Origin of the sequence: Desulfomonile tiedjei DSM 6799, assembly GCF_000266945.1 — a bacterium.
GTDB classification, from domain to species: Bacteria; Desulfobacterota; Desulfomonilia; order Desulfomonilales; family Desulfomonilaceae; genus Desulfomonile; species Desulfomonile tiedjei.
Map to the genome: position 1 here is coordinate 2,857,565 of NC_018025.1, position 12,522 is coordinate 2,870,086.

Below are 12,522 nucleotides of genomic sequence, written 5' to 3' on the forward strand. Positions count from 1 at the left end.
ACAATGATTGTGAGAAATTCCGTATGATAACGACAAACTACTGTTTTCAACCTCTCGCGACAAAGCCTGGCTAAGGCGCAGGTGAACATTATTGCTCGGCTGATGAGTCTTGTAACTCCTTGAATTGTAATCTTGAAAGAGTTGGTGAACTCAAATGAGCCTGGGAGAATTACAGATTTGGCCGTCGATTCTCGATCTAGTTCATTCATTGATTCGTCTACGAGCCTTTCGATTGGCAATCGCAGGGTGGCACTTTCAAGTTGATGCCGTAAGCCTCGTGCATGACCACATCTGGGACGGTACTTCGCTTCTACTGCGGAAAGGGATCAGGCGTTATGCTCGGGACGGGTACAGGGTTCTTGACCTTGGAACCGGCCACTTGGGCTTGCTTGCCGTGTACTGTGCGAGAACGTACGAGGTGAGGACTGTAGCTGTAGACATCAATGATGAGTTTGTAGCCAACGCCCGGATTGTGGCAATGGCCAGCCATGTTCCGGAAATCGTTTTTAAGCAGAGCGACTGGTTTTCCAATGTTGATGGCACTTTTGATGTGATTTTCGGCAATGTCCCCTATGTCCCGACCGAGTGTTCGACGAATGCGAACTCGCGTGAACATCCGGAAATATGGCAGGGAGGCAAAGACGGGTCATCCCATGTACGTTGTATCCTCCAGCAAGTAGCCGATTATCTCAAGCCTCACGGTCTTTTGCTGCTCGGGATTAATACCCGTTACCTTCCAAGAACCTCAACCATGGGGTTGATCGAGACGTCTCAAGAACTTGAATTACGCACAATCGTGGAATCATGGATCTCCCGCAACGAGATTTACGTATTGGGGCTGAAACATCCCATCTATGAACGTCTGCATGAGACACCAGGCATAAGAGCGGAGTGTCCGGAAAGCTTTTCACGACCCCACATCTGGGATGCTCATTTTATGATCCCCACCAGTAAACCTCTTTCAGCCTGGATCAAATACTGGCCGGCTAATAGTCGCGTGCATGAGTTGAATCACTAGCTCGGGTTCAATAAATGGTTATGCAAAGAGCATTTTCGTGGGCTGATAGCGGCTAGACATCGAATGAGTTCTGTTCATGCGGTGTTCTCAAAAAGAAATCCCGTCTCGTTGCAGTTTCAGCGAGACGGGATTCTTTTTCGATTCATGGTGCCGAGGGACGGAATCGAACCATCGACACAAGGATTTTCAGTCCTCTGCTCTACCGGCTGAGCTACCTCGGCGTAAGCAAATATTTTATTCTGAATCGTGGGGCCTGTCAAATGAAATTTGCGCTAAATTTTTTGCTTTTCCGATCCTTCGTCACTTAGCCGATCTGCAAAAGCAGTCTCATAATCTAATTTCTTGACAAACTTTGTAAATACGAATAGATGATCGATCATGTTAAAGAAGTTTCTTAATCAACTTGAGAGACGCTATCCGGCCGAAGCTTTGGTGACGAACTTCCCATCACTCTTTTTGTATGATTCGGAGGGTCGGCAGTTTTCCGACGCTGCGTTTTCTGAATTGCTGTCTTTCCTGGAAAACGGGGAAGGATCCTATCAAAGCGTTGCAGTGCAAGCTGGAGTTCGATGGTGCGCCTCAGGCCAGAAGATAGTGCTCCGGAACACCATTTCGCGGCGCGGTTTTCTCACCCCATCATGTTTGTGGGCGTACCGCCAGCTCAGGGGGGGCGCCGATGTGCTCTTCAAGACGTATCCTTCTGCGGAAATGGGCTTTATGCAGATTGTGCTTTTGAAGGAAGCCGATCCTGCTCAGGCAATTCCTTTTCTGATCGAAAATTTCTTTACCCGAAAGGATGTGCAGGAAGAACTACGAGCCGTATCCAGGCTCTGTATCCTGAGATTGCTGGAAGGAGGTATTTCCCCCGACCTCCTTTCTGAGCTGAGATCCCGTTTTAAAGGTGTAGAAATCCTGTACCAGTGGCGTCCAACTCTTCCAACGAGCAATCGGGAAGCGAGCACGAGCGCTCAAGGAATCGTCGATTTTCACCAACTCCTCCGCTCCGTGCACGATATGAAGGAGTTGTCTTCACTCACGAGAATCGTGTACTTGCTCTCGCTTTTTTATGTTCCCCTCACGGAAAAGGAATGGGCATCCCTTTGGCTGAGTCGCACGGACCGATTCTTTTTTCAGAGACTGAGAACAGCAAAGATGGTGGAGGCGTCCAACGGCGGATTTCTGCTGTCTACGGAAAATGCGAAGCAAAGCTTAATCAAGACTTTTCTCTTCGAATCTTATTCCCTCGCGAAGGAGTCGGTCCACCGCAATCGGACGGAGCGACTCCGGGAAGAAAGAGAAAAGAGAGTCCGCAACAGCGAACTGGACAGGCAAGCACTGGAAATGGTCCCTGAAGGAATCATCTCCATCGACCGCACGGGCCTTCTGTATTACATGAATCCTGCTGCGGAATCGCTCCTGACCGAAAACAAACAGTTAACCGAGTTATTGTTCGGAAGAGGTTCCCTGGAAGATACCCTGAAGCGCTATTCCCGCAATGATGTCCTGTCCAGAATTACCGCGTCCGTCAAAGCAAATCGAGAATCATGCGAAATATTCGGCGACCGCATCATCGTGCATATTGGAGGAAAGCGATTCGAGGTTGAGCTGCAACCTCAAGTGGTTCTCCTCAGAGACACCACGGACCAGTTTCTCATTGATGAAGAGATCGGAAGACTCTACAGGCATGAGCTAAAAGCCGCCCTTGACGTCATGGGTATCGGCCTGGAAACGGCCAGACAACTCATCGGAGAAGGGCGAGGTGACGAGGGGACTCAGATGCTGGAACAAGTAGAGCAAAAGCGGGTGGAACTCTTCACGATGCTCGAAGAGCGTATGGATTTTATCCGCCTGCACTCCGATTCGTTTCAGATCATGCCTTCCACGGTGAATCTCAATTTTGTAGTCGACCGGTGCGTATCCAATTACAAAGAAGCTGCAGCAGGAAAGGGTGTCCGGATAATCTCGGATCATCTTCTCCAACCAGCCGTATACGTTCGCGGGGAAGAACGATTTCTGGTACGTTCCTTGGATAACCTTGTGCGCAACGCCATAAAATTCACTGACAAAGGTGGAGAAATCGAGATTTCCGTGGGAAGGGAAAAACTCGAAGCTTTCGTGAGAGTCCGGGATAACGGACCAGGCATAGCGCCGGAGCATCTGGGAAAAATATTTCAGCTTGGATTCACAACCGGCGGCACAGGAAGAGGGCTGTACCTGGCTCGAAGGATAGCTGTGGCTCATAGTGGCAGGATCGAGGTAAAAAGCGTTCCGGGTGACGGTGCATGCTTTGTGTTGCGATTACCCGTGATAACGGAGCCGTAAATGAATCGATTGCATGTTCTCGTGGCAGATGACGAGACAATCATACGTCGAAAAGTCTGTCTGATGTTGGAACCGCGTTTCCAAATCGATCAGGCGGAATCGGTCGCAAGCGTCCACAAAAAACCATTGAACTGTTACGATGCTTTTGTCCTGGACATCATGTTTCCTGACGGAAACGGAATAGATCTCTGCAGAGCAATCAAGCAGTCCAATCCTCATAGCACGGTGTTGATCAGCTCCTCGATGGAGACTGTTGATGCCTGGAATGATGCATTTGCCGCGGGTGCGGACGGATACCTGGAGAAAAGGGAGCTGCTTAACCTGAATCCCAGGAAGATAGCTCTCATGATCGAAAATCTGGTCGAACGGAACCGGCTTCGCCGCCAGGCGGAAGAACTCAATCGTCGCCAGGCGGAATTGCTTTCGGTCCTGTCGCATGATGTCAGGGCTCCCTTTCAGGCACTTCTGGGAACAATCGAGCTGATCCGGCGGACAAACGAACCTTCCTTCACTGCCGAAAAAATTGAGACACTGTACCAATGTGCCAAGGATCACCTGGGCTTCATCAATTCCCTCCTGGAACTGCTACGATTGGAATCCGGGGCGTCAGGTTTGCGCCGCATGTCGCTGGACCTCAATTTGCCGGTAAATCAATGCACTCAGTCATTGCGTGTCCTTGCCGAGGCGAAAAATATATCGATTGAAACAGATCTCCATCTGGATATCCCAAAAATACAAGGGGATCTGGGCCGCATCGCGCAGGTCCTGAACAATCTGCTGACCAATGCAATCAAGTTTACTCCGTCCGGCGGCACCGTGAAGATTGTTACTCGGTCGCATGTGGAGAACGGCATAGCTGGCGCGTACGTGCGCGTGGCAGATTCAGGTGTAGGCATCAAACCTGAGGATCTTCAGAAAATATTCCAACGCTTTTACAGGGGACGCGCTCGGGGAACGCAGGGGGAATCAGGAACAGGACTCGGCCTCGCCATCTGTAAGGAAATCATGCAGCTTCACGGCGGTTCCCTGGAAGCTGAATCTCGTGAACAACACGGAACTGTCATAACCGCCTGGTTCCCGTCGGATACCGTCGAAAAGGACTGCGGATGCGATTATTCCAAAGCCAAAAGATTGGCGACGGGTTTTGCGAATTGACTCACGAGCAGATTTAGGTTTGAATAACAGCCTGCAATGAAATCGGTTCGGAGTCAGATTCACCAATGTATCGACAATAAGGGGCTCAGGTAATCTGATGCTCCGCGAATGCGGCCGCGACCGGAAGATGAAACAATTTCCGGCAAGTCGTCGAAAGGAGCCGACCCGATTTAATGGCTGTCCGCAGCACGACCCTTTGCGTACCCTCTCACCTCGGAATCGTACCCGGTCAGATGAGATTTGTGGGGATTTTGGTGATATTGGCGGGTATCCTGGCGAGCTGCCAGTTAATCCCGAGCAAACCCGATGCCGTGTTCGTGCTCTATCGCGATCGCATGAGAAGTGAGAACCTGACGGAAGCGAGACAACTTCTGGATGCAGAGTCCCGCAAGCTCGTCACATCACTGGAATCCGAGTACAAGTTGGATCAGCCCCCGGAGGCGCTTGCTCTTCTCAACGCTCTCGATCCTACAGCCACGCCGGTTGTGATGCAAACGGAAGACAATTTGACGCTCTTGCAGATAAGAACGCTTAAAGGCGGTCAACGAATTGTACGAATAGTTCGCAAAGATTCGGGATCTCCGTGGAGTCTGGATATCAGTGCGGAGTTGAAGTCTCTTAAAGCATTTCTCGAAGCACGAAATGCTCTTGAAATGATGAGGGACCAGGCTGGTGAGTACGCGGCTGGCTGGAGAGCATTTAACGAACAAATCAAGAAGATGCCGGCACCGGCTCCGGAATCGCCGACTGCATCCCCTCCGAAACAGCACCTGCAAAAGCCGCCTGCAAAAAAGACTACCCCCAAAAAAGGAAATACAAAGAAACCCAAGCGGGACTAGCTGTGGATCGCAGCGGCTGCCCGGAAAGACGGGCAACCGCAATGAGCCTTTCTCAGTACCAAAGCACTGGCGCCTTCATAGGACCGCAGGGCATGGGACCGCACATAGGAGGAGGGCAGGGCATGGGACCACACATGGGTTGGGCTTTCACCTTGCTGATCTTCTTGGGCATCATCTGCATTCCAGCGTAAGGAGACACGGAAATGGGCGGACACCCCGTTGGCATGCACGCCCCCCCGGCACCATAAACAGTGGTTGTTCCTCGCTGACTCGTATACGCATCTCCGATGGATGTCAGAGAAAAGATCAGCGCCACAACGCCGAGAGTAATTGCTAAGGACCTGAACATACGGAACTCCTTCCTTCGTGATATAGCAACGTATCAGCCAAAACTGACAGTAAGTCCTATTTTCGGTTACCATATCAAAGTTGAAAGAATATGTCAAGAAACCATTTTGATTCCGGCATAATAAGTCTATAAACAGCAGATAAAAATGAATACGAGAGTTAATTACCTACTTTAATTGATTATTTTTGACATCCTAATACTTCTTGACCGTGGCAGATGACGCGTGGTATCGGTATATACCTGGGAAGCGTTCGTTCAAACAGCCTATCTAAGCCATCTTCGAGTTCCGGGAGGAACGATGTTTTCAAAACTGGTTAACACGCAAGAAGCCATGTATCTCCTGGATCTCCAGGATCGAACGGATTTGGATCGGGCGATCAAGTCCGGTCTTCTGAAAAAGACTCAATCCGGCAAAGCTCAACGATTCAAGATCTCGGAAATTGTGCTGTTCAAGCTGGCACAGACGCTTACCCATGTGGGGGTTGAACCCGACAAGGCTGTGAGATACGCAGAGGCAATTCTTGGTTCCCGCATAGGGGAGCACGAAAACAACGCGATGGAATGGATTGAAAACGAGGCCCAGGAACTCTTCTGTATCATTGCGGACGATCAACTGGCGAGAATATTTCTCCGGAACAGGGAAGATTCCAAAGAAGTGGACGTGGGAGCCGTCCGTCCCGTGCTTTTCCCGACTACAACCTGTGAAATAAACGTTTTTCGGGTGATTCGGCCTATTGTCTACCGCATGCGGAATCTCGAACAAGAATAAAACGCGGACTCTCACGGAAAATCCTGTTCGTGTTCGGTTCCGTTTTTTCGTCTCGTGAGGCACGGCAACGCATTGTGCAGAGCCCGATCTGTCATAATTTCTTCGGCACGACGAAATCTTCTTTGATTGCCTTTGCACTCAATACAAACCCAAATTGTTCTTTCATCACTTCGGGGTTGACTTTTTGCCTTCTACGTTGAATGATTGATCCCATTCTTTTTCTAAAAGTTGTTTCATGTAGTGTGACATTTTGTGAGAAGTTTATGGTTTTACATAACTGGCCGAATCCTATCCAAATCGGCATGACCGAAAAATCAGGATCAGACTCGAACATATCAGTATGGGCTCTCATTTATTCATTTGGTATATTCACAGCCTTTCTTTTTTTAATATTTGTTGAGTGGGAGAGGTATTCTATAGCGGCGGGAACGCAATTTGCCTCATTGAACCCAGCCGATCAGATCGCTCTTGCAATTCTGCTTCTCGCCAAAACGTTGGCTATCTTGACGCCCTCATTCCTAATATGTGAAATCCTTTTATTGTTTAAATTTACCAGAGCATCCAAAGTATTTTTCAGTTGTTCGCTAATAGTAGTCTACTACTTTATGATTTGCGATTTGGTTTTATACGGATTTGCCGGGTATCATGTATTCGATCCAATCTTCTATTTCATCGATATGTTGAGAAGTCCGGATCAGAAGATTTGGCAATGGGCCGGCGACAAACTGAACTCGGAAGTCGGCCTGGTTTTGCTTATCTTCACTATCGGCGTTCCGTTGTGCTTTCTCTGTTTTGAATACTTCTTTAAGAAGATTCCCGCTCACATTACTAATTGTCGTCTACTAAGACCTTCCTATTCTTTGGCCTTTTTGCTTTCATTTGTAGTGATCATGCCTACTGTGTGGCTCAAATGTTTCAACAACAAACCTTGCCTTGACCGGTTCTTGCGAACTCTGCCGCTATTGCCGGATTGGCGAGAGGTCCTTGAGCATATGGCTTTTGATGAAATGGTAGTAATCCCTTCGGCGCATGCTGACATCGATCGCGCCATACCAAGGCCGGATGCGTCAACCACGTGGAGGGATGATGGATCGACCTTGCGTGACGGAGCTTTTGCCCGACTATTCAACCCACTCAAAGATTCCCTGGCTATGAAAGTTTTCACGGAGACTGTCAAGCCCTCACCGGTCGATGTCCGTGCCAAAATAGAGGCCAAAGATCTCCCGAATATAGCTCTGATAATTTTCGAGAGCCTTCGTCCGGATGCGGTCTCGCCTGAAGGAATGAAAGAAATTCACATGTGGGCCGAGGGAGGCTTGAGGCTGGAAAACCATTTTTCCGGATCGAACTGCTCACATTTGGGGTTGTTTTCACTCTTTTACGGCCGGAATGCGTCAGGCTACGATCAGACCCTTGAAAACAAAATACCTCCGCAAATGCTGCATTCTTTGCGCAGATCAGGATACGAAATCACTTTCTTGACCTCAGGCGAAGTGAAGGGTTTCCGGCGAGTCGACAAGTTTCTTAACACCGAATATTGCGATAACGTCGTTGCGCATAATGAATATTTGAATGGGATGAATGACTGGCCTGATTCCGATCGACGCAAATTACGGCAGTTCGTTTCTATTATGAATGCCCGTAAAGACAGGCCACAATTCGTCTTTTTTTATCTGGTCTCATCGCATTATGGGTACGCTTTTCCTCCCGAGTTTCAGATCCATGACGAAACCCCTTCACTGTTGCACTTTTTCGATCTGCAAAGCCAGGTGCAAAATCATAAGAATCGATACGCCAATTCATTGCTTTTCCTGCAATCGGAACTCTTGAAATCCTTGAACTGTTTGGATCCAAACAAAACAGTTGTCGTCCTGACCGCGGATCATGGCGAATCTATGGGTGAAGACGGAGTTTTCACGCATGGAAGTCGAATGTCCGATGTTCAAATGCGAGTGCCGTGTATTATGGTGGGGTCCGGAATTGCACCACAAGAGATAAAAGTACCCACCACTCATGCAGACGTTTTCCCCACTCTCTTTCATGCAATCGCAGGGAAGCATGTTCCGATCGACGGATGCCAGGGGCGGGATCTGTTGGAGGCTCGTGATCGTCCCAATGAAATAGCCGTCGCACCGAGCATAGGGCCGGGATGGGAAGGGTTCATGATCATCCGGGACAATGAACGCATACTTTGCAGAACAAAGACAAAAGGCATGCGAAAACCTGTGATTGAATTTGATGGTATTATGGACGAATTCGGTCAGTACGAGCTGAAAATGGGTCTTGGCGGAACGATACGTTATGGGCAATGAAAGAATTCCATTCACGGCGCAAAGTCAGAATCCTGCACAAATTCTTCCTGCACTTGTAACGTCATCGATGCGCAAGATCGGCCAGCGCTGCTTCTAAACGCTCCCGTTGTTCGGGTGTGGTTATTTCTCCAAGGAGAGCCCGGAAACGGGAATGCTCCACCCCGGAGAAGATATATTGCCACCTGTATGCATCGAGCAGGCAGTTGCGAATTTCTTCGCGTTGAGCCTCATCAAACTTCTGTTCGCAAATCTGCAGAAAATAGTTGGCATCCAACCTGCTCTGTTCCGTAAGAATTTCATCGACAGATCCGATCAACTCTATTACTTCGTCAACAGCCTTATCCCGTTGTTCATTATTCATGCCCGCATCTATTCGTGGCCATTCCAGGGCGTCCATGATTGCATGATGACTCTCTTCTTTCCAATGGAACAGGAAAACGTCTCGATAGAGCTCTGATAAGTCAGGTTCGCGTGCCATGCTTTGGCGATAGTGCTCCTGTGTGAAGAGTTCTATCTCATAGATCAGCGCCATTACCGCCCATGTACATTTCTCAAGAATCGCTCGAGAGACCGTGTTCGGATCCCACGGGAATTTGTACCCCCCGGGCATCTCCGTTGCGATCATGACCTCAAGCCGTCGGAAAAGTTCCTGATGTTTCAACTCCTCATCCGCAAAACGGATCAACGCTTCCAGCGCAATTTGGTCTCCAAACACGTGATCCCCCGCAAGTTCGAGTATTTTTGCGGTGATAAAACGTTCTACAAAGCCGAACATGCTGGAATACGTGCGACCTTGAATCTGACTCAACCGCACCTTACCGAGATCCTCGAGAAAAGGAAGCCGATCTATCCGGGATAGTCCATCGGGCAGAAACTTCTTGGTAAAATCGAAAGTGCGATCGCGAATCACATCTTTATCAATATCCCATCGTATTCTCTTCGATCCTGCGATGCATTTGGCGTACTTTTCCGACTCAATAGGGTAACTGTTCATTGTCAATCCTTTGTGCGAAGCGCCGGTCAAGGTTCCAACTCAACCGATACGTTGACGGGGTTGGCAATGGTGTTATAAACGGGTGAATACTTCTTTGCCATTTCGATCAACTCTTTTTTCTTGTCCACGGAGACATCTGCATCTATCTTGAAATACACTCGAATATTCTCGTAACCGACTTTGACGTCTGGAGACAAACCGAGAAAACCTCGTAAATCGATGTCGCCCTCCAATCTCGATTCCACCGCTTTTACCGTGATACCCTTTGCTGCAGCGTGATAGACGAGTGAGCTCGTCAAACATCCTGCAAGAGCGGTCAACGCATATTCGACGGGATTGGGCCCGATGTCGTTTCCCAGCAAAAGCGGAGGCTCGTCCTCTTCCAATTCGAAAGGGATCTCATGGTTATGTGTTTCCTTGGCACCGTAAAAGTCGATAATAGTCGTGTGGTTATGTCCGCCATCGATCCATTTGTTCCTAGCACGAAACGCAAATTTAGCAATGTCGGGATTTTGTTTTATAGCGTCGATTGTTTCGAATAATTTCTCGACATTGACACCGTTGATTGCGCCGTGATGTGTGTGATGTGTCATATTACTCTCCCAATGGTGTCTTTTGGTACCAATTTCAAAACTAAGTTTTTAGAGTCCCCATGAATGAGGAAGGTTTCGGAATTGCCAAAAACAGTGCTCGGATTGAACCGAGTAACGATCCCAAAATGAACGATAACGGAATCCGGATATCCAACTTTTGCATCTGTTGAGTACAGCCCTCACAGGAAAGGAGATGCACCCATGAAAATACATTCTGTGCTGTTGATCGCTATACTCTATGCGCTTTCAGCAAATCTTGCTTCTGCACAATATGCAGATGTGAATCGCGGGATCACCGGTGCCGACGTGAATCGTGGAATAACGGGAGGGGATGTGAATCGCGGAATCACCGGAGCGGACGTGAACCGTGGTATTACCGGAGCAGATGTCAATAGAGGTATAACCGGCGCAGACGTAAACCGCGGAATTACGGCAGCGGATGTCAATAGACCCTACTGAATCAAGCCACCTGTTACATTTGTAATGGTGTCTTGTTTCAGAGAAGAAGTGTTTGTTCTGCCGTGGAAACGGTCAATCCTCGCAATTTGAGCCACTGAGAAGCCATTTTCGTTTCTTGGAGCGATAGCGGGGAGAGGGAAAGACTGAAAAAGTCGCTCTTTCCCTTTTGCAGGCTCATGCGACCATCACTCTTGGGCTCCGTGACGAATCAGAATCTCCGCTATTTTGTCCCGGCCTTTCATTTTTGCCAGGGTCAGAGCTGTCAACCCTGCGGTATTTCTGATATTTACATCAGCACCCTTTTCCAGGTACAATCTCACGAGATCGTCGTAGCCTTCACACGAAGCTTTCATGAGAGGAGTCACACCATTTGTCGCTTGGGCGTTCACGTCTGCCCCGTGATCAAGGAGCGGTTTGGCCATCTCGGGTTTGTGACAAAAGTGCAGTGCGGTGTATCCATCCTTGTCAGTTGCATTCGCGTCGAAGCCGCTTTGAAGGTAAAATCTGACGGCATCCGGGCAATTGCGTTGTGCGGCCTGAATCAACACGCTCCGACGATCCTCGATCGGTCTGCCGCTATTCGCACCATTCGCAATTAACAGCATAATCATGTTGGTATTACAGGCCTGAGATAACGCATCGTTACCCTTCCGATCCTGAGCATCGATTTGAGCGCCTTGAGCAATTAACAGCTTTGCCAGCGCCACATTGTCGCCATCGGAACACACCTGAATCAGAGGAGTTTGTCCTGATCCAGTGCGCGAATTGATGTCGGCACCATGCCGGATGAGAATCTCGGCGATTATCCGGTATGTATCCCAATAAAGCGAATTCTTGGCCGCCGATTGCGCCAAATGGTTCAGCGCTGTTCCCGAGGCGATACGATCGTTGACGTTTGCTCCATTGGCTATAAGTTTCTCCACGATCTCCGGATTCCTTTTTTCAATCGCCATCATCAAAGGAGTGAAGCCGTTCTGGAATTTCGCATTCGGATTTGCCTTCTTCCTCAATATCGCGGCTACTATGTCCGTGTTTTCTTGGATTATTGCGCGTCTCAAGGATTCATCCAAACCGGTGGTTTCTTCTCCTTTTCCTACGTCGCGAGCCCACCTCAATTGTTTCAATGGAGGAAAATTTCCCAAGAAAGGAAGGGTGATAATCGTGCATGCCAACGGCGTGACGATGCTCATGAGACAAGCCGTCCGGAAGAGCTTCCATCGAGAGAGAAGAGGGCCTTTGTCTGTTGCCCGCAGAAATACAATGTGAGGAATCAGTGTCACGCAAAAGCAAAACGGTATCGTCACTATGGCTGTAACAAGAAAGCTTTGTGGAGTGTATTGAAAATACCAAATGGCCAAAGTATCGGATATCCGGCCGAGAATTCCCAAAAGACGATCGTCCGCCACGAGCCAGGGACTGGCCTTAAGACACAAGGCGACGAGTATCCCTTCCAGAACCGCGATGCCCAGCAGTCTCCATCTCAGTGTAACCTTATCCGTGGATAGAGCCGTTCGTGCGATTTTCCGCTTTCCAAACGCGGCCAACAGCAGCGGCAAGATAAACAGTGCCGCTCCGCCTCCCACGAGAATTACAAACCCCAGCAAATCGGGAGTAGCATGAGCCGACGAAGGTTCGAGCAAAAATTCTAGAGTCAGAAAAATGGCAAGCAGACGGAATAGCGTGAGCGGCCTGAGCATAACTACCTCGAAATC

Annotated in this window: 12 protein-coding genes and 1 tRNA gene; 7 read left to right on the forward strand and 6 right to left on the reverse strand. The window is 49.0% G+C overall.

The annotated features are described in order from the left end of the window. Positions 1-154: 154 nt before the first annotated feature. Positions 155-1,018, forward strand: a complete 864-nt coding sequence (locus DESTI_RS11990) for a methyltransferase (protein ID WP_014810226.1) — start codon at positions 155-157, stop codon at positions 1,016-1,018. A gap of 145 nt (positions 1,019-1,163) precedes the next feature. On the opposite strand, the gene DESTI_RS11995 is transcribed toward DESTI_RS11990, so the two are convergent. Then, positions 1,164-1,239: transfer RNA gene (locus DESTI_RS11995), tRNA-Phe, on the reverse strand. A 157-nt stretch (positions 1,240-1,396) separates the two neighbouring features. Between DESTI_RS11995 and DESTI_RS12000 the strand changes: the two genes are divergently transcribed. The 3 genes from DESTI_RS12000 (at position 1,397) to DESTI_RS12010 (ending at position 5,334) form a co-directional block, all read left to right on the forward strand. Beyond that, positions 1,397-3,340: a PAS domain-containing sensor histidine kinase gene (locus DESTI_RS12000; protein ID WP_014810227.1), complete on the forward strand. Its 1,944-nt coding sequence runs from the start codon at positions 1,397-1,399 to the stop codon at positions 3,338-3,340. Next, positions 3,341-4,495, forward strand: a complete 1,155-nt coding sequence (locus DESTI_RS12005; RefSeq protein ID WP_014810228.1) for a hybrid sensor histidine kinase/response regulator — start codon at positions 3,341-3,343, stop codon at positions 4,493-4,495. A 173-nt stretch (positions 4,496-4,668) separates the two neighbouring features. Continuing rightward, complete coding sequence (locus DESTI_RS12010) at positions 4,669-5,334, forward strand: hypothetical protein (protein ID WP_014810229.1); 666 nt, start codon at positions 4,669-4,671, stop codon at positions 5,332-5,334. A 52-nt stretch (positions 5,335-5,386) separates the two neighbouring features. Here the strand turns inward: DESTI_RS12010 and DESTI_RS12015 are convergent, their stop codons facing one another. Further along, entirely contained in the window at positions 5,387-5,683 is a 297-nt protein-coding gene (locus DESTI_RS12015) for a hypothetical protein (RefSeq protein WP_014810230.1), read from the reverse strand. A 298-nt stretch (positions 5,684-5,981) separates the two neighbouring features. Here DESTI_RS12015 and DESTI_RS12020 point away from each other — a divergent pair, with 298 nt between their 5' ends. Next, entirely contained in the window at positions 5,982-6,452 is a 471-nt protein-coding gene (locus DESTI_RS12020) for a hypothetical protein (protein WP_014810231.1), read from the forward strand. A gap of 91 nt (positions 6,453-6,543) precedes the next feature. Here DESTI_RS12020 and DESTI_RS30730 read toward each other — a convergent pair whose 3' ends face one another. Next, entirely contained in the window at positions 6,544-6,786 is a 243-nt protein-coding gene (locus DESTI_RS30730; RefSeq protein ID WP_157212150.1) for a hypothetical protein, read from the reverse strand. 205 nt (positions 6,787-6,991) lie between these two features. Here DESTI_RS30730 and DESTI_RS12025 point away from each other — a divergent pair, with 205 nt between their 5' ends. Further along, the gene (locus DESTI_RS12025) at positions 6,992-8,764 is read left to right on the forward strand and encodes a sulfatase-like hydrolase/transferase (protein WP_157212151.1); all 1,773 of its coding nucleotides are present in this window, start codon (positions 6,992-6,994) and stop codon (positions 8,762-8,764) included. A 61-nt stretch (positions 8,765-8,825) separates the two neighbouring features. Here DESTI_RS12025 and DESTI_RS12030 read toward each other — a convergent pair whose 3' ends face one another. Further along, positions 8,826-9,758, reverse strand: a complete 933-nt coding sequence (locus tag DESTI_RS12030; RefSeq protein ID WP_014810233.1) for a hypothetical protein — start codon at positions 9,756-9,758, stop codon at positions 8,826-8,828. A 26-nt stretch (positions 9,759-9,784) separates the two neighbouring features. After that, the gene (locus DESTI_RS12035) at positions 9,785-10,351 is read right to left on the reverse strand and encodes an OsmC family protein (RefSeq protein ID WP_014810234.1); all 567 of its coding nucleotides are present in this window, start codon (positions 10,349-10,351) and stop codon (positions 9,785-9,787) included. Between the two features lie 201 nt (positions 10,352-10,552). Between DESTI_RS12035 and DESTI_RS12040 the strand changes: the two genes are divergently transcribed. Next, a complete protein-coding gene (locus DESTI_RS12040) occupies positions 10,553-10,810 on the forward strand; it encodes a hypothetical protein (RefSeq protein WP_014810236.1) in 258 nt (85 codons plus the stop codon). A 185-nt stretch (positions 10,811-10,995) separates the two neighbouring features. Here DESTI_RS12040 and DESTI_RS12045 read toward each other — a convergent pair whose 3' ends face one another. Then, a complete protein-coding gene (locus tag DESTI_RS12045) occupies positions 10,996-12,507 on the reverse strand; it encodes an ankyrin repeat domain-containing protein (protein WP_014810237.1) in 1,512 nt (503 codons plus the stop codon). Positions 12,508-12,522: the final 15 nt, after the last annotated feature.